The following is a 24,004-nucleotide window of genomic DNA, read 5'->3' as shown; positions in this document are numbered from 1 at the left end:
CGCCGCTGGGTGGCTGGGCCGAACGCGCGCCCAAGCGCGCGGTGCTGATCGGCGCCGATCTGGTGCGGTGCGCGGTGCTGGCGAGCGTGGCCGTGGCGTGGTGGCTGGGGATGCTCGGGTACGGGCTGCTGGTGGTGGTCGCGGCTGTCACCGCCGCGGCGACGATCGTGTTCACCGCCGCGCGTGGTGCGCTGCTGCGCGCGGTGGCGCCGCCGGAGCTGCTGCTGTCGGCCAACAGCAGGCTCGAGGCGACACAGTGGGCGGTCACCGCGACCGGGCCGCCCGTCGGCGGGGTGCTGTTCGGAATCTTCGGGCCGGTGATCACGGTGGTGATCGACGCGGTCAGCTATCTCGGGTCGGCCTGGGCGCTGGCCGGGATCCGGGCCCGCGAGTCGGTCGCGGCCGGGTCGGCGGTCCTCGGCGGGACCGGGGCGGGCCTGCGGATCATCCGCGCGGATCCGGCGCTGCGCCGGCTGTGCGTGCACACCTGCCTGGTCAGCGGGTTGATCATGGGCAGCGCGCCCGTGCTGACGGTGCTGCTCATCCGCGATCTCGGCTTCGCGACCTGGCAGTACGGCATCGTCTTGGGGCTGCCGTGTCTCGGCGGTCTCGCGGCGACCCGGCTGACCGGGCCGCTGGTGCGCCGGGTCGGCGCGGCCGCGGTCCTGCGCGGTGCGGGGATCGCGCGGGTCGGCGCGTCGATCTTTCTGGCGTGGACACCGCCCGGCGTGGCGGGGATGGTCGTCGTGCTGGTGATCCAGACCTGGATCGTGGCGGCGATGGCGGTGTTCACCCCGGTGTTCGCGACCTACCGGCTCGAACGGATCGCACCGGGGGTCACCACCCGCGTGCTGACCGCCTGGACCGTCACCAACAGCGCCGTCGTCGCCCTGTCGACGGTGGCGATCGGGGTACTCGCGCAGGTGTGGGGTGGACGAGCGGCGCTGCTGCTGACCGGGATCGCGCTGATCGCCGGGGCCGCGGCGCTGTTCGCCGTTCCGCTCAGGACTGAGCGGTGAAGAACTCGTGTTCGGCGTCGCTCACGTCGCGCGCCTCGTCGATCAGCAGTACCGGGATGCCGTTGTCGATCGGGTAGGCGCGGCGCAGGCGCGGGTTGTAGAGCACGCTCGCGTCCGCTTCGGTGCGCACCAGCTGCAGCGGGCCCTTGTCCTGAGGGCAGGCCAGCAGGCCGAGCAGGGTTGCGTCGAGGGTGGATTCGTGCGCCATGTCCCTAACCTACCGCGCCCGCCGGAACGAGATGTAGCGGTGCCCGAAGAAGCTGAGCACCGCGACCAGACCCATCACGATCACCGAGGCGGGCGCGGCCGGGAACCCCAAGGCCGTCACGGCCACCTCGACCAGGATCACGTTGAGGACCAATCCGCCCGCGTTCACCCCGCAGAAGGCGACGAAGTCACGCAGCAGGTGCCCGCGCACCCGGAACACCAGCGTCCGGTGCAGCACGAAGGCGACGACCGTGCTCACCGCGTACGCGGCCACGACCGCCAGACCCGGCCTGCCGTCGCCGAGCACGCCCAGCCAGAACACGGCCAGCGCCATGCCGAGCAGGGTGTTGAACCCGCCGACGATCGCGAACGCCAGCTCCTGACGCTTGACGACCCGCAGCAGCGGGCCCGGCGTCTCGAGCACGCCGCCGGCCGACGCCGCCTCGGTGGTCATCGCACCGCGTCCGCGAGCTCGGCGTCCTCGGTCGGGATCGACTCGGCCGTGGGCGCGTCCGGTTCGTCCTCGGGCTTGCGTCCGCGCACGTAGAGCCACTGGAACAGCCCGAGGCCGAGCAACCCGAGCGCGATGGCGGCGCCGCCGATCTTCCAGCCCGGCGGACGCCAGGTCAGCTCGAGGTCGCCGTTACGGGTGCCTGCCGGGATGTCGACCGCGACGAAGCTCTTGGCGACGACCTTGAACGGCACGTCCTTGCCGTCGATGCTCACCCGGTAGCCCGGCCAGCCCAGCCGGGCGAACACCACCCGGCCGCCGTTGTCGGAACTGACCCGGACCCGGCTGGTGGTGTCGGTCTCCGACACCGAGACCGCGGTACCGCCCTCGACCGCGGAGACGCGGCCGTTGCGGGTGGAGATCAGACCGTTCTCGCGTTCGAGCACCGCGATGTACTTCTCGTGGCCCGGGTAGTCGACCCACTTCCAGCCCGTGGGAGCTTCCTGGGCGCGCGCGTCCGGGTAGAGCGCGCGCTGCAGGACGACACGGTCGACGTTCATCAGGTCGACGATGGTCTTGCCGGTCGACGGCTCGACCGCGAACGCGCGCCGGTACGCGTCGGGGCAGACGCTGGTGTCCCAGCGCATGCAGAGCATGTCGCCGAACCAGTAGTGCCCGTTGGGGGTGTAGCCGCTGACGTAGGTGAGCTCGAGATCCTTGGCGTAGTTGCCGAACACCAGCGAGCCGTAGGCGCCGTCGAGCGTGCGTTCCCCCGGCTGGATCAGCGCGCGATCACCCAACTGCAGGGTGGTGCCCGCGAAGTCGGGGAACGCCGCCATGGCCGCGGCGCGGTCGCTGGGCAGGTTCCAGCTCATCGGCGTCGGTTGCGCCCGGTCGACCTGGAAGTAGGCGATCGGGAAGACCGCGACGATCGCCACTGCGACCGCCGCCGAGGTGCCCCTGTTCACCGCCAGCCACACCACGCCCGCGCCGAGCGCGGCCAGCACCAGCGCGGCGCCGATGTGGACCAGCCAGTTGTGCGGGTCGGCCGAGAACGAGCGCACCCACAGCAGCCCGATCAGCACCGCCGCGGCGATGCCGCGCGAACGCCAGTCCTTGAAGGTGGCGAACCGTCCGAGCAGCACGCAGACCAGCAGCAGCAGACCCAGTGCGACCATCGGCAGCACGCGCGCCGGCCAGCGCAGCGGGCCGATCGTGCCGGGGCCGGCGGTCCACATCAGCGCCGCGATCGCGAACAGCGCGATACCGCTGAGCTCGCGCCAGGCGGCCCGCGCCCGGCCCCAGTCGATGAACGCCAGCGCGGGGATCAGGAACCAGGCGATGTAGACCACCGGCAGCGGCTGCACATAGCCCCACCACGAGGTGAAGGCGGGCAGCGTCGAAGGCAGGCTCGCGTTCAGCGATTCCGACCACGGCACGGTGAGGAACTGGTCGTTGTTGATCTGGGCGGTACCGCGCCAGGTCACCTTCGCCGACAGCATGGACGGCAGATACGTCGCCAGCCCGGCGAGCGCGGCCAGTCCGGAGACCATCAGCAGCTTCAGCGGGGGCCGCCAGGCCTTCTGGTAGATCAGCTCGCCCACCGCGACGGCGCCGATCATCAGACCGGCCTCGACCGCGGGGAAGATGTACTGCACCGAGATCGCCAGGTACAGGTAGACGAACACCGGGATCGGCCCGCCCCGGCCCCGCGCGTAGCGCACGCCCGAGGCCCACGCGTGCACCATCCAGGCGGTGCCGGTGAACGCGGTCATCCAGCTGGCCTCGTCGAAGAACAGCAGCCACCCGGTGAACGGGATCGAGACGCCGGCCAGCGCGGCCCACTGCACCTTCGCGCCGTAGGCCAGGCAGATCCGGTAGACGCCGAGACCGAGGATGATCGCGAAGATCAGCTTCACCACGGTCGCGTACAGCACGAGATTGTCCACCGAGGGCGCGATCAGATCGATCAGCAACTGCGGCGGATTCAGCAGTCCCGCTTCCTCGATCGCGTAGTTTCCGGCCATCCAGTGCTCGGGCACCATCACCGGCAGATCGCCGTCGCGCAGCCGCCTGCCGAGCATCACCCACAGCGGCACGTACTGGGATTCGGTGTCGTCGGTGTAGAAGTGTCTGGCGTTGGCCAGCAGAACCGCGCCGAAGCCCGCGATCACTCCGAGGGAGGTGATCAAGCCCCACAGGTACACGGCACGACGGGGAGGGGTTCTACTTTCCACCACGAGGACCAGACCCTACAGGCAAGCGACCACATCGGCACCGTCGCACGGGGCTTGGACCGGGTGTCCCCGATCGCCCCTGGCCACACCACGAGGTGTCGCATTCCGGTGTTAAAGTGCGCACCACCGCAGGAGTCTCTGCTGTCCTCGGCGCCCGCCGCCAAAAACACACGAAAGTCGACGATGCCGCTTCCTCCCGCACCCTCGTCCCGCCCCGGCGCCGTCCTGCGTGCCGGTGCGCCCGACCGCGACGGATCGCGCCCGGTGCATTCGGTGTCGGTGGTCGTGCCGGTGTATCGCGGCGAGGAGACGATCGCTGCCCTGGTCGCCGAGCTGGATCGGCTGACCGGTCCGTCGACGTCCGCCGCCGGCGCCCGGTTCGCGGTCGAGGAGATCATCCTCGTGCACGACAACGGCCCCGACCGGTCGGACGTGGTGCTGCAGGAGCTGGCCCGCACCTACCCGCAGGTGCGCCCGGTCTGGTTGAGCCGCAACTTCGGCCAGGACGCCGCCACGATCGCGGGGATGGCGGCCGCGCGCGGCGACTGGATCGTCACCATGGACGAGGACGGTCAGCACGACCCGGCGTTCATCGCCGATTTCCTCGACGCGGCGCTGGCCTCGCGCGCGGACCTGGTCTACTCCAAGCCGACCAACACCCGCCCGCACGGTTTCCTGCGCAACCTCACCTCGCGCGGAGCCAAGATCGTGCTCGCGACGGTGTTCGCGTTCCCGGATTCGACGCGCTTCGAGAGCTTCCGGCTGATCCGCGGTGACATCGGCCGTCAGCTGGCCGAGGTCGCCGCCAACGGTGTGTACCTGGACGTGGCGCTGACCTGGGTGGTCGGCAACGCCGTGCAGGTGCCGGTGGTCTTGCGTGCCGAAGGCCGCGAGGAGTCCGGCTACAACTACCGCCGACTGTTCTCGCTGTTCTGGAAGATGGTGCTGTGCAGCGGCACCCGTGGTCTGCGCCTGGTCAGCATGCTCGGGGTGACCCTGGCGCTGGCCGGGGTGATCATGGCCGCCGTGGTCATCGTGCAGGCGCTGACCCAGGACAACCACGATCCCGAGGGTTGGGCGTCGATCATCGTCGTGCTGCTGTTGTGCTCGGGGGCGACCCTGTTCTCACTGGGCCTGATCGCCGAGTATCTCGGTGTGGCGCTGCACATCCTGGTCGGCAAGCCGCTGTACCTGACCGTCGAGACCCCGACTCCGCGCCCGGATACGATGCATGCGCCGGCTGTGCCTCATCGAGTCGACGCCGTGGCGCCGGCAGCCGCGGCGGAGAAGGGTCACCACGAGTGAACGAGCGCATCATCTTCAGCAGGCCGTTCCGCGCCGCCGCCGAGCGCGCCAATCTGCTGGCCGTGCTCGACTCCGATCACAGTCACGGTGACGGCACGTTCACCAAGTCGGCGACGGCGAAGATCAAGGCCATCACCGGCGCCGGGCACGCGCTGCTCACCACCTCGTGCACGCACGCTCTCGAACTCGGCGCGCTGCTGCTGGAACTGGGCCCCGAGGACGAGGTGATCGTCCCGAGTTTCGCGTTCACCTCGGCGGCCACGGCGATGGCGCTGCGCGGGTCGACATGTGTGTTCGTCGACATCGACGATTCGACCGGCAACATCGATCCGGCGGCCGCGGCGGCCGCGATCACCGACCGCACCAAGGCGATCGTCGTCATGCACTACGGCGGGGTGGCCGCCGACATGGAGCCGCTGCTCGCGCTGGCCGCCCAGCACGGCTTGGCGATCATCGAGGACAACGCGCACGGTCTCGGCGGCACCTGGCGCGGCAGGCAGCTCGGCACCATCGGCACGCTGGGTACCCAGAGCTTCCACGACACCAAGAACGTGCACTGCGGCGAGGGCGGCGCGCTGCTGCTCTCGGACGAGATCCTGATGGGTCGCGCCGAGATCATGCGCGAGAAGGGCACCGACCGCGCCCGCTTCCTGCGTGGTCAGGTCGACAAGTACTCCTGGCAGGACATCGGCTCCAGCTACCTGCCCAGCGAGCTCAACGCGGCGGTCCTCGACGCCCAGCTGGCCGAGTTCGACACCATCCAGCGGCAGCGGCACCGGGTGTGGGACACCTACGCGGCGGCGCTGCCGGAGTGGGCGGCCCGCAACGATGTGCGCCCCATGACGGTGCCCGCCGACCGCGGCCACACCGCGCACCTGTTCTACCTGCGGATGCCGACCGAGGAGAGCCGCGACCGCATCATCGGCCACCTCGCCGAGCGCGGCATCGTCGCGCCGTTCCACTACATTCCGCTCGATTCCAGCCCGGCCGGGCTCAAGTACGGCCGCACGCCGGTGCCGTGCACCCGATCGGCGAACTTCTCGGCGACGATCGTGCGGCTACCGCTGTGGCCGCTGCTGTCGCAGGCGCAGCAGGCTCGCGTCATCGACGCGGTCACCGAGTTCCAGGTGTAGTCGCCCGGCACCAGCCGGGTCTCAGCGGCCGAAGCGCGCGTTCACCCAGGCCAGCGCGGCGCCGTAGCCCGCGGCGAGCAGGCCGCGATGATCGACGCCGGGGTAGGTGTGATAGTCCACCGCGTGACCGGCCGCCCGCTGCCGGGCGACCATGGCATCGGTCGCGAGCGGCAGCACCACGGTGTCGCCGGAACCCTGCTGCACCAGCAGCGGGGTGGTCAGCGGCAGCGAGCTGGGGTCGTTGGCGTCGAGTACCCCGGCGAGCGCGTCGACCCGCGGATCCTCGGTGAACACCGTGCCCGGGTCGAGTCCGCCCCAGGAATCGGCCGCCCGCAGTTGCCCGATGCAGCGGTCGTCGGCTTGTCCGAGCATCGACAAGGCCTGCGGCGCAAGGAAAGTCGCCGGATCGATCGCGGCGACGGTCTCGGCGCCACGGAGGAACAGCGGCAGGAACGCCACCGCCCCGGCCGGGACCACGTCCGCCGCGGCACCGGCCCGGCCGATCAGCCCCAGCCCACGCACCACCGGCCCCAGGTGCGACGCGGGCGCCATCGCCACCGCACCGAGCAGCCGCATCCCCGGCGCCCACTCCTGGGACCGCGCGTTCGCGAACACCGCGGCCTGTCCGCCCTGCGAGTGCCCCATCGCCACCCACCCGCTGCCGATCTCGGGCGCGATCACCCGTGCCGCCGTGGCCATATCGGCGACGGCGCGCTGCTCGGCCTCCCCGATCAGATAGCCGTGCGGGCCCGGCGTGCCGAGCCCCTGGTAGTCGGTCTGGGCCACCGCGTAACCGGCGGCCACCCACCGCGCCTGGACCTCGCGGGCCAGGGCGGTGTAGTCGTGCGCGGGGAACGTCGCGCCGGTGTCACGGGACGGCGCGCACACGTCGGCGGTGCCGGTGGTGCCGTGCGCCCACGAAATCAGCGGCCAACCGCCTGCGGGCGGTTCGCCCTGGGGCACCGCGAGGGTGCCCGAGACCGCGACGGGGTTGCCCCGCATGTCCACCGAGCGGTACAGCACCAGGTGGTTGCGCGCACCCGGCACCCCGGGATCGCCGGTGAGCGGACGCGACCGGATCACCGAGCCGTGCTCGCCCGGCACCAGATCCGCCGCGGGCGTGAAGAACTCGGGCCCGGCCTGCCCGTCCTGGGCGACCGCGACCGGCGCACCGACCGCGAACATGGCGGCGAGCACGGCCACCGGGGCCGCCAGTCGTGCCGAGAGCGTCCGTGAACCGATCACTACCGAACCTCCGAGTCCGCCCACGCCGGAACGCGGGGATGCCGATCAGTGCCGCGGGCAATCTACCCGAGTCGACCGATCGGCCCGGATACCCGAGTCAGTGGCCGCCGAACAGGGTGGCGGCCGCCGCGTCGGTGAGCACCTCGTAGGTGTCGGTCTCCCGGTGGTAGATCCAGGTGTTCGGCCCCGCCTTCGGCAGACCCGCGGCCTGCACCGCCGTGGCCGAGGGCCGGAAGCTGGTGCTGCGCGGGATCTCGTCGACGACGTAGACCAGATCGGGTCGCTGATCGGGGGCCAGCGCACGCATCGCCTCGGTGACGTCACCCGGTTCGATCCGGAAGCCCTTGCGCACGCTCAGCGCGGCCGCGGCCAGGACGCCCGACGGCGTCGGCAGCCCGTAGGCGACCTCCATGTCGACCGGGGTGATGTCGTTGAGCACGTCCACGATCGGCTGGGTGAACACCGGTCCGCGCGGGGTGCGGATCACCGTGTCGCGGCGGTCGACCAACCAGTAGTCACCGTCGCTGTCGCGCCGGAACAGGTTCTCCGTCGGCCACCAGGCGTCCCCGGCGCGGAACACCCCGCGCAACCCACCGTCGGACAGGTCACCGCCGTCGACCGACTTGCCGAGCAGCAGACCCGGCTCGTTGTCGGCGCAGCGCCGCGCGAAACCGTCGTCGCCGACGAGAATCTGCTCGGTGACCGGGTCGTAGGCGACCAGCTCGACATGCGCGGTGCCCGGCACCGGCCTGCCCTTGGAGCCGATCTTGGCGCCCGGCACATTGGCCAGCACCACGTCGCCGTCGATGGAGGCGTAGAACTCCAGCACCCGGGCCGGGGCGAACTGCTCCACGGTGCGCCGCCACAGCCCAGCGGGCATACCGGAGCCGATGAACAGCCGGATCGGGTGGTTGTGCCCGGCCGGGAAGACCTGCGCGTCGAGCAGGTCGCGCAGCATCGTCCAGGTGTAGGTGACGACGGTGACGCCGTAGCGATGCACTTCCTCGGCGAAACGGCCCGGCTCCAGGTCCATCGGCCTGGCCAGCGCGATCCGGCTACCGCCCGCGATCGCGCCGCCGAGGCTCACCAGCAGCCCCGACGAGTGATGCAGCGGCGCGAGGCAGTACACGGTGTCGCGGCGGTCGAGGTCGGCCGCGCTCGCGGTGCCGAACGCCGACAGCGCCCAGCGATGGTTGGTGATGTATTTCGCCTCCAGCCGGTCACCGGTGCCGATGACGAGGATGAACGCGAGCTCGCGCGCCAGGCCCGGGTTGGGGCGGTACCACGCGGGCACCCGCACCGTGGACGGGTCGACCTGCTCGAGATCGATCACCCGGTCGGTGGCCGGCAGCGCGAGCCGCCGGGCGTCACCACCGCCGAGCACCAGCACCCTGGCCCCGGTCGCGGCGGTGGTGCGCAGGTTCTCCGGGTCGGTGATCAGCGTCTGCACGCCGGTCAGCTCCATGGCCCGGTCCAGCTCGGCGCCGGGGGCCAGCAGGACCGCGACGGCGCCGAGGCGCGAGAGCGCGGCGACGGCGGCCAGCGCGCTCGGCCTGGTCTCCATGACGACGCCGACCCGGGTGGCGGGCCGGATACCGACCGAGATCAAACCGCGCACCACATTGTCGATGCGCACCTCGACCGCGGCATTGGTGTGCACCCGGTCGTCGAAGAGGAACAGGTCCTTCTGCGGCGCCCGCTTGGCGTGCTCGTGCAGCAGCTTGCCCAGCGAGATGCGGGTGTGCGGCTGGATCATGCCGAGCCGGGTCAGGCGTGGCAGCGCCCGCGCGGCCTCGCCCGCCATCTCGAGCGAACCACGAATGGTGTTGCCGGCGATGCCTTCCAGTGCCTTGCCGACGCCGGCGCCCGCCTCGGCCAGCGACGCCGCGGTGTGCACCACCCGGGTCGCGGCGGTGCGCGGGGCGTTGCTCGCGACGTGCTCGCGCATGGGCACGATCTGCTCGGGCAGCGAGCCGTTGCCGTCCATCCAGGCGATCCAGTCACGCACCATCGGCCAGGTGTGATTGGTCGCCGTCGAACCGGCGACGAGACCGAAATGCCCTGCCACCAAACTGGCTTCGTAGACCTCGGCGTTGGGCGCGGCCCGCACGATGCCACGCACGGCACCCGGCTGGCCGATGTCGTCGACCTCGCCGACGAAGGCCAGGATCGGGCAGCGCAGCTCGGCCAGCGAGATCGGGTGATCGCGGATCACGAAGCCGCCCAGCATCATCCGATTGTGCGCGACGAACTGCTTGAGCAGATCGGCGACCGCGGGGCCCGAATACCCCACCCAGCCATCGCTGTTGAGGAAGCGGCGCTGACGTTCCTTGGGCAGCAACGCTTCCCGGTCGTGCAGTTGCAGCAGGAAGTCGATCCGCGACTTGGCGGTCTTGACCGGGTCGAGCATCTGGAAGCCGATGCGCACCATCGACTCGGTGATCGGCAGCCGGTGCATCACGTGGTCGGCCAGGAAGTCGGCGACCTCGGAGACCACGCCGTAGGGCAGCCCGAACGGCATGCCCGCGACGATGTCGACCGGGCTGCCGAAGGTGACGATGGAGGCCACGCCCTTGCCGTACCGGTAGGCGGCGGTCTGGTAGGCGAACATGCCGCCCTGCGAGTAGCCCATCAGGTGCAGCTGCGCGCCGGTGGCCTCGCACACGGTGTCGATGGCCGAGTCCACCGCGAGCACATGGTCGGCCAGGTCACGCTCCCAGCCACCCTCCTCGGTGGCCGGCGAGCCGAAATCGATGACCCAGCAGTCGATTCCGCTGGCGTGCAGAATGCCGACCGCGCCGCCCGCGGCGTTGACATCCCAGATGTCGGCGTTCACCATCAACGGCGGCACCAGCAGCGCCACCGGACGGCCGGGCGTCATGTCGTCGGGGAAGTAATGGCGCAACCGGTACATACGTCGGCGCTCGACGACCTCGAAGGGCGAGGACTCGACGTCGTGTGCCAATCCGCCGAAGCGGATCACCTCCAGCCCGTTCTGCGCGGTAGCCAGCAACCGCTGCATAGAACCGACCACACCTTTTGGACTGATATCCACCGTTCCCACCTGGCCTACCTGCTGAAAGTGACACACCTCACACACCCCGATGTGCTCATATGAGCTAACCACACCGGACCTCCATTATGTGTCGGCTGTGACAGGCCGCATGTTGCGGCGATTCGGGTCACACCGTGGCGGTTCAGCGGCCCATCACGTTCACGTAGACGCTGTCGAACGGCTCCCTGCTCACACTGAGATCACCGCGGAACGGATAGTCCAGCGCGGCGATCAGAAAGATCATCGCACCGAGGAAGAACGCGAACAGTCCACCGAGCACCAGATGGGCGTGTTTCCCCAGGCAGAACAGGCACAGCAGCACCAGGTTCACCGCGCCGCCGACCAGGATCGTCCACCAGAGCACGTCCGGAATGCCGCCTTTGGTGGCATTGATCCGGTGCCTGCGGTCGGAATCGAAGCGAGCGAACTGGTCGATGGTGGCGGCGTGCAGGATTTCCTCGGCACTGCTCGCCGGCCGGAACTCGAGCAGGTGACCCTGGAACCTGGTCACCAGCGCGGTGCCGCCCATCGGCTCCTCGCCCTCCCGCAGCGCGGGCCAGACGACGTCGAGCACGTCGCGGGTGTAGTCGGCGAGATCGTCGCGCAGCAACTCCCGATACGGCTCCGGGTAGGCACTCACCTCCCGATACAGGGTGCCGACCGCGGCGGCCTCGTCGGCGACGCGGCTCTGCGCCACGTCGTAGGACTCGTAGGTCGCCGCCGCGATGAGCCCGAGCAGCAACCCGTAGAACACCCCACCGACGGTGAGCACCATGGTGACGGTCTCGTTCCAGCCGGTCTCGGGCCCGAACGCGCGCCGCACCGCCTGTCTGCTGAGCAGAATCGCGGTCACGGTGAGCCCCACGGCCGTGCCGGTGATGAGCAGGAAGTCCAGCCAGATCGGTAGCTCGTATATCCAGGTGAACATGGTCCGACGATAACTACTCCGAATCCGATCCCGGCATCGATCCGCGATTCATCCCAGGACATCTGGTGCGCCGCAATCGCCTCCCCCGCAACGGATCTCCCGGTCACAGCCATGTTTTCGCGAATAACTCGCGAACCGCGCCACCGACCACCTACCATCGATCTCGTCCGGAACGCACTGACACGCTTCTCATTTCGTGTAACACCGTTTCACAAGCCCGGTTTCATCCGCGCAGGACCATTCGATTCGCATCGTTGCCCACCCCCAGCCTGTCGCGCACCGTCGCGCCGCACAGGCCGATCGGCCGTGCCGATTTCCGTCCCGAGGTGAGGATCTCCATGACCATCGAAATGCCGCTGCCCACAGACAATTCCGTCCGTAAGAGCCTCAGCACCACCGCGGCGCATCAGCTGGCGCACACCACCAAATCCGAGCCGCAGATGCAGGGCATCAGCTCCCGGTGGCTGTCCCGCGCCCTGCCGTGGGTGCAGGTCGCGGGCGGTATCTACCGCGTCAATCGCCGGCTCACCCATACCGTCGGCAACGGCGAGGTCGAGTTCATCGTCGACGGTGCGGGCGCCAGGGTGATCCCCCAGGAATTGCGCGAACTGCCCCCGCTGCGCGATGTCGACGACGATCAATTGCTGCGCCCGCTGGCCGACAATTTCGTCCAATACGATCTCGACCCCGGCGCCGTGGTGGCCGAATTCGGCAATCCGATGGATCAGGTGATTCTGGTAGTCCACGGAAAACTCGCCAGGATCGGCTCCGGCGAATACGGCGAGGCCACCAAACTCGGCATGCTGTCGGGCGGCGACTACTACGGCGAGGACATGCTCACCGACCCGTCGGCGATCTGGCCCGACACCGTGAAAACGGTGACCAGAACGACGATTCTGTGTCTGCCCAGACAATCGTTCGAACAATTCCTGGAAACGAATCCCGACCTCGCCCGCATTCGCACCGATGCCGCGCGGACGCCGCAGCGGACACAGAATTCCAAGGGCGAGGCCGATATCGAGATCTCCTCGGGCCATTCCGGGGAGCCCCTGCTCGAGGGCACCTTCGTCGACTACGACGCCAGTCCCCGGGAGTACGAGCTCAGCCTGGCGCAGAGCGTGCTGCGCATCCACACCCGCGTCGCGGATCTGTTCAACGACCCGATGAACCAGGTCGACCAGCAGCTGCGGCTGACTGTCGAAGCGCTCTACGAGCGCCGCGAGCACGACTTGGTGAACAACCCGGAGTTCGGCCTGCTGAACAATTGCGATCTCAAGCAGCGCATCACGACCGAGTCCGGACCGCCGACCCCCGACGACATGGACGAGCTGCTGAGCATGCGCCGCGGCACCAAGTTCTTCCTCGCGCACCCGAAGGCGATCGCGGCCTTCGGTCGCGAATGTTCGCGCCGCGGACTGTATCCCGACCCGGTGGAGTTCCAGGGCCATCGCGTACCCGGCTGGCGCGGCGTGCCGATCCTGCCCTGCGGCAAGATCCCCGTCAGCGGCACCCAGACCACCTCCATCATGGCGATGCGCATCGGGGAGAAGGACCAGGGTGTGGTCGGGCTGCACCAGACCGGTATCCCCGACGAGTACGAGCCGAGCCTGAACGTCCGGTTCAAGCAGATCGACGACCAGTCGATCATGTCGTACCTGGTGAGCTGCTACTACTCGGCCGCTGTGCTGGTCCCCGACGCGCTCGGCGTTCTCGACGACGTCCTCGTCGCGCGCCGGGCCGACTGAGCGGCGCGCGCCGTGTCGATCCTCACCAGGGCGGCGGCGCCCCACGCGAGTACCGAGCTCGCGGGCACGGTGGCCGCCCTGCTCCACGACGCGACCGCACCCGCGGTCCTGTTCGCCCGGCTCGGCACCTCGGCCGCCGTTCTCCCGCAGCGTGTTCCACCGGCGGTGCGTCCATCGGCAGGTCCGCGCCGGCTACCCGGCCCGACCGGAATCGGCACCACCAGTCTCTGGCGCAGTGCCGCCGTCGAGACGACACCCACCGCACCACAGCAGATTCCGGCTCTCTACTGTCCACCACCCGAACGTGACGACCCCGCCCTGGCCGAGGCCGTCAATGTCGGCCTGCTCGCCTGGGCCGCCGAGATCGGCCTCTACGAAGGACGACTCGACGAACTCGGCAAGGCCGACTTCGGCCGGCTGATCATGCTCGCCCATCCCGATTGCGACGACCCCGATCTGCTCCTCGGGGCCGCCCGCTGCGCGGTCGCGGAATGGTCGGTCGACGACTACTACTGCGAGGAGGACGCCCCTGGCGACACCGCACCCGACGGCACCCCGTCCAGCGCCGCCGCCGAACTCGGCCCCCGGCTCGAGCTCGCCGCGGCCGCGATGGACCCGGCGCACCTGCCCGCGCGGTACGCGCCCCGGCTCGAACAGGCCATGCAGACCGACCCGATCCTGCGCGCCTTCCGCACCTCCTTCGCGTGCCTGGCGGGGTACGCGAGCCCGGCGCAGCTGGCCAGGTTACGCACCGAGATCGCGGGTTGGTTCATCGCGCTCGGCGCCGAGGCCGGCTGGCGCGCCGCGGACCGGATGCCCCCGGTCTGGGAGTACCTGACCAACCGGCAGCCGCACAGCTTCCTGCCGTGTATGGCGCCGATCGACGTCGTCGGGGGTTACGAGCTCGGTGCCCCCGAGTACACCGATCCGGCCGTCCGACGGGTCACCACCACCGCGGCGCTGGCCGCCCAGATGGTGAACGACCTGTATTCGATGGCGCGCGAGGACCTTTCGGGCGGCAGGGAGTTCAATCTGCCGACGGTCCTGGCCGCCGAGGAGGGCTGTAGCCGCGCCGAGGCGGTCCTGCGGACCGCACAGATCCACGACGAGCTCATGCACCGCTTCGAACGGGAAGCGGCCCCGCTCGCCGCCGCGGGCTCACCCCAGCTGCGCCGCTTTCTGGCCGGCCTGTGGGCCTGGATGGGTGGCAACCGCGCCTGGCACGCCGGCAGCCGCCGATACCACGACATCGCACCAGGAGAGGACGACCGATGACCATCGCGAACCCCCGCACCGACAGCACTGTCCTGCGCACCACCTACCAGCGCTCCGTCGCGGCGTATTGGAACAACAATCCCAACGACGACCGGGTCAACACCAAACTGGGCGAGGTCGATGGTCTCTACCACCACCACTACGGCATCGGCGCCCCCGACTGGTCGGTCATCGAGGGAGCGGAGTCGACCAGGCAGGACCGCATCGTGCGGGAACTGCACCGGCTCGAGACCGCCCAGGCCGACTACCTGCTCGACCATCTCGGTCCGATCCAGACCGCGGACCGCCTCGTCGACGGCGGCTCGGGCCGCGGCGGCACCAGTTTCATGGCGGCGGATCGCTTCGGCTGCCAGGTCGACGGGGTCTCCATCTCCGAGTACCAGGTGGGCTTCGCCAACGACCAGGCGGCGTCCCGCGGCGTCGGCGACCGGGTCCGGTTCCACTTCCGCAACATGCTCGACACCGGCTTCGCCGACGAATCGGTGCGCGGCATCTGGACCAACGAGACCACCATGTACGTCGACCTGTTCGATCTGTACGACGAGTTCAGCCGGCTGCTGGAACCCGGCGGCCGGTACGTGTGCATCACCGGCTGCTCCAACGACGTGACCGGGGGCCGCTCGGCCTCGGTCAGCTGGATCGACGCGCACTACGGCTGCATGATCCATCCGCGCAGCGAGTATTTCCGCGCCCTGTCCGACAACGGTCTGGTCCCCACCACCGTGGTCGACCTCACGCCCGACACCATCCCCTACTGGGAGCTGCGCACTCATTCCGAGCTCGCCACCGGCGTCGAGCAGCCCTTCCTCACCGCCTACCGCGAGGGGAGCTTCCAGTACCTGATGATCGTCGCCGATAAGGTGGCCAGGTGACCGAACAGCTCGCCGAACCGTCGACCGACCGCGAAGCCCTGCCCGTGGAGCTGGTCGACGACGCGGGTGTGGCGATCGGAGCGTGCTCGGTGGCCGATGCTCATCGGCCACCGGGCACGCTCCACCGCGCCTTCTCGGTGCTGCTGTTCGATCGCCACGGCAACGTGCTGATCCAGCAGCGCGCCGCGGTCAAGACCCGCTTCCCGCTGCAGTGGGCCAACACCTGCTGCGGGCACCCCGCGCCCGGTCAGCCGGTGCTCGAAGCCGCCGCCATCCGGTTGCGCGAGGAATTCGGCATGGCCGCCGAACTCACCGAGGTCGGCGCTTTCCGCTATCGCGCCGGCGACGAGACCACCGGCCGGGTCGAGCACGAGTACGACCACGTCCTGATCGGCGTGGCCGGTGAGGTGCCGCCGCAGCCCGACCCGGCCGAGGTCGCCACCTGGGCGTGGATCGCCCCGGGCAGCCTGCGGGCCGACCTCGCCGAACATCCGGGCCGGTACACGCCGTGGCTGGCCGAGGTGCTCGAGATCGCCGACCGGGCGCACGCCGCCGGCCAGGCCTAACCCCTCCCCTCCTTGCGGCTTGTCCGGCCAGGACGCTGTCCGCCTACTCCCAGGAGGTATCCAAAAGTTAGATGCGCATATCTATATCTGCCGATGTTTTATGTTCTTGGTGAAATCACAGGCTCGCCACAGTCGCCGACCAGGCCGGACGGGGACCCTGAACAGGGAACGGTTCCACCGACGGCGAGTGAGGTAGCGATGGTCGAGGTCGAGATCAACGACGACACGGTGACGGTCCATGTACTCGGCGGGCATCGCCTGCTCGCCCTGCGCCAGCAGGTCGTGATCGACCGCGCCGCCATCACCGGCATCCGCCCCGCCGAGGTCGACCTGCGCCCGCCGTGGGTCCGCGCCCCCGGCACCTTCATCCCCGGGGTGATCGCGGCCGGCGTCTATCGCGGCAAGGGCCGAAAAGAGTTCTGGGACACCACCTTCGGCGGCAGCGCCGTCCGCATCGACCTGGACGGACCCGACTTCACCCGCCTGGTCGTCGACGTCGACGATCTCGATGCCGTGCTGGCGGAGCTCACCCCCGAAGCCATCGGGGTCTGACCCGGCGCTCAGGAGCCGAACGACTCCAGCAGTCCGGTGTAGGTCTTCGGCGGCGGCGTGGCGAACTCTCCCCTGCCCGACTTGCGCAGGCCGAGCGTCACCAGTGACTGCACGGTCAGGGTCGCCGCCGCCACGCCGTCGATCACCGGGACGCCGATCTCGGCGCTGATGTGCGCGCACAGGTCGGCCATCCCCGCGCAACCGAGCACGACCGCGTCGGATCCGTCGGCGGACACGGCGGTCCGGCACGCCTCGGTCACGATCTTGCGGGCGTCCGGGTCGGTGTCGAGCGCGAGCACGGGGAGCTCGCAGGCGTGGATGCCGAGGCAGAACCGCTGCATGCCATAGCGTTCGGCCAGATCCGCGGCCCGGCCGAGGGTGCGGCCGAGGGTCGTCACCACACTGAACCCGCGGCCGAGGTGGCTCGCGGTGTGCATCGCCGCCTCCGCGATCCCGATCACGGGGCCCGCCGCCAGTTCCCTGGCCGCGTCCAGCCCCGGATCGCCGAAGCAGGCGATGACGTAGCCGTCCACGCCGTCGGCTTCGCCGCGCCGGATCGCCGCGAGGAGCCCGGGCACGCTCATCGCCTCGTCGTAGTGACTCTCGATGGAGGCCGGACCGGTCTCGGAGGTGACCGCGTCGAGCAGCGTGCCCGGGCCCACGACGGCCAGGGCGCACTGCTCGATCGTCTCGGTCATCGCTCGCGTGGTGTTCGGGTTGACGACCCGGATCCGCATCAGGCACCGACCTGCTGGGCGGCCGCCGCGCGCTTGCCCGCGGTCAGCGCGTAGTAGGCGAGGAAGCCGAGACCGCAGCCGATGAACCAGCTGTACTGGGCGGCGGTATGCATGCCGGGCAGGCTGTTGGCCAGCACCGGGAACACCGCGACGAGGGCGCCGACGGCGGTCGCGACGACTGCGGCCGGGTGATAGCCCTTGTGATACCAGTAGGTCCCCTGCTCGGACATGGTGAACAGATCGTCGACGATCACCTTCTGCTTGCGCACCAGGTAGTAGTCGCAGATCAGCACGCCGAACAGCGGGCCGATGAAAGCGCCGAGCACTTCGAGCGTGTAATGGATGACATCGGGATTGTTGTACAGATTCCACGGCGTGATGAGCACCGAACCGACCGCGGCGATCATGCCGCCCGCGCGCCAGCTGATCCGCTGCGGGCTCACATTCGAGAAATCGAACGCGGGCGAGATGAAGTTCGCGACGATATTGATGCCGATGGTGGCGATGGTGAAGGTGAGCGCACCGAGCACGATAGCGAAGGTGGAGTCGATCTTGGCGACGGTGGCGACGGGATCGGTGATCAATTCACCGTAGACCGGCACCGTCAGCGACGCGGTGATCACGACCAGCAACGAGAACACCAGGAAATTCACCGGCAGGCCGAGCAGATTGCCGGTCTTCACGGCCTGGAAACTCTTGCCGTAGCGGGAGAAGTCACCGAAATTCAGCATCGGCCCGGAGAAGTAGGACACCACCAGCGCGATCGCGCCGAGCATCACCGGCACCGACGCCCAGCCCGTGTAGGTCACCTCGCCCAGGTTCAGGTCGATCGCGCCCCAGCCGGCTTTCGCGATGAGATATCCGCACAGCACGAACATCACGACATACACAGCAGGACCACAGAAGTCGATGAACTTGCGGATCGAATCCATGCCGCGCCAGAACACGCACGCCTGCACCACCCAGAGCAGCAGGTAGCTACCCCAGCCGAGCAGCGACAAGCCCAGGAACCCATAGTCGGCGGTGACGGCGTACGGCGCCAATCCCGGAAACAGTTTCACCAGCACGACATCCAGCGCCGCCGAAGCGAGGAAGGTCTGGATCCCGTACCACGCGACCGCGATCAACCCGCGGATGATGGCCGGGATATTCGCGCCGAGCACCCCGAAAGCGCTGCGGCAGATCACCGGATAGGGCACGCCGGTCACCTGACTCGGCTTGGCCACCAGATTGCAGAAGAAATAGACGATGGTGATACCGATGAGCAAGGCCGCCAGCACCTGCCAGCTGGCCAGGCCGAGTGCGAAAAGGCTACCGGCCGTGACATATCCGCCGACGCTGTGCACATCCGACATCCAGAACGCGAAGATGTTGTAGGTGCCCCAGTTCTGCGTGCGCAGCGGCGCCAGATCCTCGTTGGTCAGCCGGGGATCGTAGGCGGGTGGATCACCGGCGGGTACACCCGCCGAGGAGGTGATGGTATCGGTCATGGTCGTTCCCATCCGAAGGGTGAATCTGCTTCGCTGACGGTAAGTATCAGCAGTTGCCCTTCGGTTTCCCGACAATTTCCCGGCTATTGCACGGAAGATATATCTTCGGGCGCGAGCAATCCGGTGTCGGTCGGCAGGGTCGCGATCACCGATTCCAGGCGCCGATGGTGTTCGTCGGCGACCGCGAGCAGTCGCTCGACATCGCGGGCCAGGAACGCGTCGAGCATCGCGATGTGGTCGGAGTGCAATCGCTCCCGGTCACACCGATCGATGTGGACCATGGATTGCACGGGTTCGGTGACGTTCCAGGCGGCTTCGAGCATGTGCAGCAGCCGGAACATCCGCGACGGGCGAGTCAGCGCGACATGAAAGCTGCGCGACTGGCGCTGATAGGTCTCCGGGTCGTCGTCGAGGATCGCACGCTCGAGGAGTTCGTTCACCGCGAGCAGATGCGCGCGTTCGGCCTCGCCGGCGTTGGTCGCGGCGGCCGCGAGCGAGGCGGTTTCCAAGGTGTCGCGCACGATGTACATCTCACGCAATTCCCGGGGCGTGAGCTGGGCCACTTGGTAGCCGCGCTGCGGGCGATGGGTGACCAGCCCCTCCCCGATCAGCGTCTTGAGCGCCTCGCGCACGGGGATGTGGCTCACGCCGAACAGCACGGCCACCTCACGCAGCGGAATCACGGTGGTCGGTGGCACGGCGCCGTCGAGGATCACCCGGCGCAGTTCGCCGAGGATCACCTGGGGGCGGCCGGGCTCGTCCACCACGAGCCTCGCGAGCAGCGCCGATCGTCTTCTCGGGGGCATACCCACATGCTATGGACGATGTATTGCGAGCGCTGTCCGCTATGTGACGGTCAGGAAACGATCACCGTACCGACCGGTCCTGTGTGCGGGGTGGCATGCTCGAACGATGGGAGTTTCGACAACGCAGTCGGTGGATCGCCGTTTCGTCAGCCTGGTCGCGATGTTCGACCGCCTCTTCCGCAAACCGTCGCACGGTGGCGGCGCGCTGTGCGTGTACCTGCACGGCGAGCCGGTCGTCGACGTCTGGGCGGGGTACGCGAGTCCCGGGGTGCCGTGGGCGTCGGACACGGTCGCGCTGGCCTTCTCCACCGGAAAAGGCGTCGCCTCCACCGTGATCCATCAGCTCGCCGAGCGCGGCCACCTCGACTACGACACCGCGGTGGCCGAGTACTGGCCCGAGTTCGCGGCGGCGGGCAAGGGACACATCACGGTGCGCGACGTGCTCACCCACCGTGCGGGCCTGCATCGGTTGCGCGGCCTGCTGCCCGGGCCCGTGGAACGCTTCCTCGACGACGAGGCCGTCACCGCCGCGCTGGCCGCGGCCACTCCCGATCCCCGGCACCGGGTCACCAGCGGCTATCACGGGATCAGCTACGGGCATCTGGCCGCCGAACTGGTGCGCCGGGTGACCGGACGCGAATTCGTCGACGTGGTCCGCACCGAACTCGCCGAACCCCTCGGCGCCGAGGAACTCTGGTTCCGGGTACCGACGGACCAGCGCCACCGCATCGCCACCACGTTTCCGCGCTTGCGGGCCGCGGGCATGGACTGGGACCGGGGCTCGGATCTGCTCACCCGCACCAGGTACGCGGCGGCCGCGGAGACCACCCCGCGCGGGTTCGCCGACCTCATCGTCGATCCGCGCGTGCACGACTCGGTCATGCCCGGGGTCAACGGTGTGTTCTCGGCGCGCGCACTGGCCCGGGTCTACGCGGCGCTGGCGCACGACGGCGAACTCGACGGCACCCGCATCCTGGAACCGGGGTCGATCCGCCGCGTCGCCACCCGCCAGGTCTTCACTCCCGATTACGTGCTGGCCTTCCGCATTCCGTGGGCCCTCGGATTCCACGGAGTCCCGATGAAACCGTCCAAGGCCGCACCGATCTCGGCCTTCGGCCACTTCGGCCTCGGCGGCTCCGGCGCCTTCGCCGACCCCGAGACCGGGATGTCGCTGGCCTTCGTCACCAACCGGCTCGGCGGCAAACTCACGCCCCTCGGCGACGCCCGGCTCACCCGCCTCGGCACCATGGCCCACAACATCGCCAAGGCCGCCTAGCCGTCATCGCCATCGCCACCGGCGCGTGGTGATCACCGGTCCCCACGCCCGGCTGGCACGATGTGGCCATGGAGACCGTCGGACTCGAGCGGATCGAGGCGGCCGCGCGGCTGTTGGCGCCGGTGATCCGGCGCACGCCGACCGTGGGGTCGCGGGTGCTGTCGGAACGGGTCGGTGCGCAGGTGCTGCTCAAATGCGAGAACCTGCAGCGCACCGGCTCGTTCAAGCCGCGTGGCGCCTACAACCGGATCGCGAATCTCCCGGCGGCCGAGCGGGCGCGCGGGGTGGTGGCGGCCAGCGCGGGCAATCACGCGCAGGGTGTCGCGTGGTCGGCCGCCGAGCTCGGCATCACCTCGACGGTGTTCATGCCGATCGGCGCGTCACTGCCCAAACTGGTGGCGACCCGCGCCTACGGCGCCGAGGTGCATCAGGTGGGCGACACCATCGACGAATCCCTGCTCGCCGCACAGGAATTCGCCGAGCGGACGGGTGCGACGCTGATCCACCCGTTCGATCATCCCGATATCGTGGCCGGTCAGGCGACGGTGGCGCTGGAGATCCTCGAGCAGGTGCCCGACGTCGGCACCGTCGTCGTACCGACCGGCGGTGGCGGCCTGCTCGCCGGTGTGGTGGTGGCGCTGCACGCGCTCGCGCCGCGGGTCACGGTGATCGGGGTGCAGGCGGCAGAGGCCGCGGCCTGGCCCGATTCCCTGGCGGCGGGCAAGCCGGTCCGGGTGCCGCGCATGGCGACGATGGCCGACGGCATCGCGGTCGGCTTGCCCGGCGCGGTGCCGTTCGCGCACGTCGCGGAGCTGGTGGGCGAGATCGTGACCGTCGACGAGGACGCGCTGTCGAAGGCGCTGCTGCTGTGCCTGGAACGGGCCAAGCTCATCGTCGAACCGGCGGGCGCGGCGGGTGTGGCCGCGCTGCTGTCCCCGCTGAGCGACCGCGCGCTGCCCGGCCCGGTGGTGACCATCCTGTCCGGCGGCAATATCGATCCGCTGCTGCTCACCCGGGTGATCGGGCACGGCCTCAGCGCGGCGGGCCGCTACCTGGCGATGCGAGTGACCATCGCCGATCGGCCGGGCGCGCTGTCGGCATTGCTCGGGGTGGTCGGGCGCGCCGGGGCGAGCGTGGTCGACATCGTCCACTCACGCACCGGGATGTGGCTCGAGGTCGACGAGGTGGAGGTCTCGCTCACCGTCGAGACGCGCGGCCCCGCCCACCGCGACGACGTCCTGGAGGCGTTGCGCGACGCGGGTTTCCGGGTCCGCGCGGAGCTGTAGCGCACCGACGTCAGTGCGCGCCACCGAGTTCCAGCGCGAGCACACCGAGAATCACCAGCCCGATCCCGCCGACCTGCACCAGGGTCAGCCGCTCCCCCAGCAACAGCACCCCGATCAGCGCGATCGCCGCGACACCCACCGCCGACCAGATCCCGTACGCCACCCCGATCGCCATGCCCCGCTTCAGCGCCTGGGACAGGAAGTAGAACGCGGTGGCGTAGCCGATGACCACGACGATCGAGGGAACGAGCTTGGTGAAACCGTCCGAGAGCTTCAGCGACACCGTCGCGGTGACTTCGGAGGCGATGGCCAGTGCCAGCAGGACCAGGGTCATGGCCGCAGGGTAACCGCCGCGCGGCGGTGACACGCCCGCGGTCAGTTCAGCCAGGCGCGGGCGTCTTCGGCGTTCTTGCGGACCTCGTCGAGCTGTTCGGCGACGCGGACACCGGCGGTGCCGCCGCGGGCGTTGCGGGAGGCGATCGAGCCCTGGACGGTGAGCACGTCGCGTACCCCCGCGGTCAGCGACGCGTCGACGGCGGCGAATTCCTCGTCGGTCAGTTCGTCGAGACCGACGCCGCGCGCCTCGGCGGCCCGCACGCAGGCGCCCGCGGCCTCGTGCGCGACCCGGAACGGAACACCTCGGCGCACCATCCATTCCGCGATGTCGGTGGCGAGGGTGAAGCCGGCGGGGGCGAGCTCGGCCATCCGGTCGGTGTGGAAGGTGAGGGTGGCGACCAGGCCCGCGATGGCGGGCAGCAGCAGTTCGAGCTGGGCGACCGAGTCGAACAGGGGTTCCTTGTCCTCCTGCAGGTCGCGGTTGTAAGCCAGCGGCTGGGCCTTCAGGGTGGCCAGCAGACCGGTCAGGTTGCCGATCAGGCGGCCCGCCTTGCCGCGGGTCAGCTCGGAGACGTCCGGGTTCTTCTTCTGCGGCATGATCGACGAGCCGGTCGACCACGCGTCGGCGAGGGTGACGTACCCGAATTCCGGTGTGCTCCAGATGATGATCTCTTCGGCCATCCGGCTCAGGTCGACGCCGATCATGGCCAGCACGAACGCGGCCTCGGCCGCGAAGTCCCGGGAGGAGGTCGCATCGATCGAGTTGGCGGCCGAGGCGGTGAAATCGAGTTCGGCGGCGATCTGCTCGGGGTCGAGGCCCAGCGAGGAACCCGCCAGCGCGCCCGAACCGTACGGGGAGATCGCGGCGCGCTTGTCGAAGTCGCGCAGGCGCTCCAGATCACGCAGCAGCGGATGGGCGTGCGCGAGCAGATGGTGGGCGAGCAGCACCGGCTGCGCGGCCTGCAGGTGGGTCTTGCCGGGCATCACGGCGTCCGGGTGCGCGGCGGCCTGGGCGACCAGGGCATCGACCACATCGAGCACGCCGGCGGCGACGCGGCGCACACCGTCACGCAGCCACATCCGGAACAGGGTCGCGACCTGGTCGTTGCGCGAGCGGCCCGCGCGCAACCGGCCACCGAGTTCGGTGCCGACCCGCTCGATCAGGCCGCGCTCGAGCGCGCCGTGCACGTCCTCGTCGGACTCGGCGGGCCCGAAGGCGCCCGAGGCGACGTCGGCGGCGAGGGCGTCCAGGCCGGCCAGCATGCCGGTCAGGTCGTCGTCGGAGAGCAGCCCGGCCTTGTGCAGGACGCGGGCGTGCGCCTTGGAGGCGCGGATGTCATAGGGAGCCAGCGCCCAGTCGAAATGGGTCGACTTGCTCAGCGCCGCCATCGCCTCGGCCGGGCCGGACGCGAATCGCCCACCCCAGAGCGCACCTTCGTTGGTTCCACTATGGGTCATGGTCGCGGTTTCCTCCGGTCGGCTG

General features: G+C 69.6%; 21 protein-coding genes. 10 read left to right on the top strand and 11 right to left on the bottom strand.

Annotated elements, in window-relative coordinates; genetic code table 11:
- A partial coding sequence (locus tag V8688_RS15645) for an MFS transporter (RefSeq protein ID WP_342801108.1) occupies window positions 1-1,019 on the top strand: 1,019 nt, incomplete at its 5' end.
- Here V8688_RS15645 and V8688_RS15640 read toward each other — a convergent pair.
- Genes V8688_RS15640 through V8688_RS15630 form a run of 3 tightly spaced genes read right to left on the bottom strand, consistent with a single transcriptional unit; the run spans window position 1,003 to window position 3,884 of the window.
- Window positions 1,003-1,227, bottom strand: coding sequence for a Trm112 family protein (locus V8688_RS15640; protein WP_218718142.1), 225 nt, complete (start codon window positions 1,225-1,227; stop codon window positions 1,003-1,005). The genes V8688_RS15645 and V8688_RS15640 overlap by 17 nt on opposite strands.
- Before the next feature lie 9 nt (window positions 1,228-1,236).
- The gene (locus V8688_RS15635) at window positions 1,237-1,680 is read right to left on the bottom strand and encodes a GtrA family protein (RefSeq protein WP_342801107.1); all 444 of its coding nucleotides are present in this window, start codon (window positions 1,678-1,680) and stop codon (window positions 1,237-1,239) included.
- Entirely contained in the window at window positions 1,677-3,884 is a 2,208-nt protein-coding gene (locus V8688_RS15630) for a hypothetical protein (RefSeq protein ID WP_342801109.1), read from the bottom strand. The genes V8688_RS15635 and V8688_RS15630 overlap by 4 nt, the downstream gene beginning before the upstream one ends.
- Window positions 3,885-4,178: 294 nt before the next feature.
- Between V8688_RS15630 and V8688_RS15625 the strand changes: the two genes are divergently transcribed.
- Complete coding sequence (locus V8688_RS15625; protein WP_218718196.1) at window positions 4,179-5,219, top strand: glycosyltransferase; 1,041 nt, start codon at window positions 4,179-4,181, stop codon at window positions 5,217-5,219.
- The gene (gene rffA / locus V8688_RS15620) at window positions 5,216-6,352 is read left to right on the top strand and encodes a dTDP-4-amino-4,6-dideoxygalactose transaminase (RefSeq protein ID WP_218718145.1); all 1,137 of its coding nucleotides are present in this window, start codon (window positions 5,216-5,218) and stop codon (window positions 6,350-6,352) included. Before V8688_RS15625 ends, rffA begins: the two co-directional genes overlap by 4 nt.
- A 21-nt stretch (window positions 6,353-6,373) precedes the next feature.
- On the opposite strand, the gene V8688_RS15615 is transcribed toward rffA, so the two are convergent.
- From V8688_RS15615 to V8688_RS15605, 3 genes are all read right to left on the bottom strand, one after another.
- Entirely contained in the window at window positions 6,374-7,597 is a 1,224-nt protein-coding gene (locus V8688_RS15615; RefSeq protein ID WP_342801106.1) for a lipase family protein, read from the bottom strand.
- A gap of 97 nt (window positions 7,598-7,694) precedes the next feature.
- Window positions 7,695-10,652, bottom strand: coding sequence for an AMP-binding protein (locus V8688_RS15610; RefSeq protein ID WP_342801105.1), 2,958 nt, complete (start codon window positions 10,650-10,652; stop codon window positions 7,695-7,697).
- 142 nt (window positions 10,653-10,794) lie between these two features.
- Window positions 10,795-11,580 (bottom strand): hypothetical protein, encoded by a 786-nt coding sequence (locus V8688_RS15605; protein ID WP_342801104.1) that lies wholly within the window; start codon window positions 11,578-11,580, stop codon window positions 10,795-10,797.
- Between the two features lie 338 nt (window positions 11,581-11,918).
- On the opposite strand from V8688_RS15605, the gene V8688_RS15600 reads away from it, so the two are divergent.
- The 5 genes from V8688_RS15600 (at window position 11,919) to V8688_RS15580 (ending at window position 16,590) form a co-directional block, all read left to right on the top strand.
- Window positions 11,919-13,325, top strand: a complete 1,407-nt coding sequence (locus V8688_RS15600; RefSeq protein ID WP_342801103.1) for a family 2B encapsulin nanocompartment shell protein — start codon at window positions 11,919-11,921, stop codon at window positions 13,323-13,325.
- Window positions 13,326-13,337: 12 nt separating this feature from the next.
- On the top strand, window positions 13,338-14,600 hold the full coding sequence (locus V8688_RS15595) for a family 2 encapsulin nanocompartment cargo protein terpene cyclase (protein WP_342801102.1): 1,263 nt from the start codon (window positions 13,338-13,340) through the stop codon (window positions 14,598-14,600).
- Window positions 14,597-15,472, top strand: coding sequence for a geranyl diphosphate 2-C-methyltransferase (locus V8688_RS15590; protein ID WP_342801101.1), 876 nt, complete (start codon window positions 14,597-14,599; stop codon window positions 15,470-15,472). Before V8688_RS15595 ends, V8688_RS15590 begins: the two co-directional genes overlap by 4 nt.
- Window positions 15,469-16,038, top strand: a complete 570-nt coding sequence (gene idi / locus V8688_RS15585; protein WP_316574117.1) for an isopentenyl-diphosphate Delta-isomerase — start codon at window positions 15,469-15,471, stop codon at window positions 16,036-16,038. The genes V8688_RS15590 and idi overlap by 4 nt, the downstream gene beginning before the upstream one ends.
- Window positions 16,039-16,236: 198 nt before the next feature.
- Entirely contained in the window at window positions 16,237-16,590 is a 354-nt protein-coding gene (locus V8688_RS15580) for a hypothetical protein (RefSeq protein WP_218718153.1), read from the top strand.
- Between the two features lie 8 nt (window positions 16,591-16,598).
- On the opposite strand, the gene V8688_RS15575 is transcribed toward V8688_RS15580, so the two are convergent.
- The 3 genes from V8688_RS15575 to V8688_RS15565 all read right to left on the bottom strand — a co-directional run bounded on the left by V8688_RS15575 (window position 16,599) and on the right by V8688_RS15565 (window position 19,623).
- Window positions 16,599-17,327, bottom strand: a complete 729-nt coding sequence (locus V8688_RS15575; RefSeq protein WP_218718154.1) for an aspartate/glutamate racemase family protein — start codon at window positions 17,325-17,327, stop codon at window positions 16,599-16,601.
- Window positions 17,327-18,817 (bottom strand): NCS1 family nucleobase:cation symporter-1, encoded by a 1,491-nt coding sequence (locus tag V8688_RS15570; protein WP_342801100.1) that lies wholly within the window; start codon window positions 18,815-18,817, stop codon window positions 17,327-17,329. Before V8688_RS15570 ends, V8688_RS15575 begins: the two co-directional genes overlap by 1 nt.
- A gap of 83 nt (window positions 18,818-18,900) precedes the next feature.
- The gene (locus V8688_RS15565; RefSeq protein WP_218718156.1) at window positions 18,901-19,623 is read right to left on the bottom strand and encodes a GntR family transcriptional regulator; all 723 of its coding nucleotides are present in this window, start codon (window positions 19,621-19,623) and stop codon (window positions 18,901-18,903) included.
- Window positions 19,624-19,729: 106 nt separating this feature from the next.
- Between V8688_RS15565 and V8688_RS15560 the strand changes: the two genes are divergently transcribed.
- Together V8688_RS15560 and ilvA are read left to right on the top strand one after the other, a co-directional pair.
- Complete coding sequence (locus V8688_RS15560) at window positions 19,730-20,899, top strand: serine hydrolase domain-containing protein (RefSeq protein WP_342801099.1); 1,170 nt, start codon at window positions 19,730-19,732, stop codon at window positions 20,897-20,899.
- Between the two features lie 68 nt (window positions 20,900-20,967).
- Window positions 20,968-22,185, top strand: a complete 1,218-nt coding sequence (ilvA, locus tag V8688_RS15555) for a threonine ammonia-lyase (protein WP_342801098.1) — start codon at window positions 20,968-20,970, stop codon at window positions 22,183-22,185.
- Between the two features lie 10 nt (window positions 22,186-22,195).
- Here ilvA and V8688_RS15550 read toward each other — a convergent pair whose 3' ends face one another.
- Window positions 22,196-22,519 (bottom strand): multidrug efflux SMR transporter, encoded by a 324-nt coding sequence (locus V8688_RS15550; protein WP_316574115.1) that lies wholly within the window; start codon window positions 22,517-22,519, stop codon window positions 22,196-22,198.
- Between the two features lie 41 nt (window positions 22,520-22,560).
- On the bottom strand, window positions 22,561-23,979 hold the full coding sequence (gene argH, locus V8688_RS15545; RefSeq protein ID WP_316574114.1) for an argininosuccinate lyase: 1,419 nt from the start codon (window positions 23,977-23,979) through the stop codon (window positions 22,561-22,563).
- Window positions 23,980-24,004 lie beyond the last annotated feature (25 nt).

It is taken from the genome of Nocardia sp. No.11, assembly GCF_038752175.1.
Taxonomy (GTDB): domain Bacteria; phylum Actinomycetota; class Actinomycetes; order Mycobacteriales; family Mycobacteriaceae; genus Nocardia; species Nocardia canadensis.
This window is presented reverse-complemented; position numbering and strand designations above follow the sequence as displayed.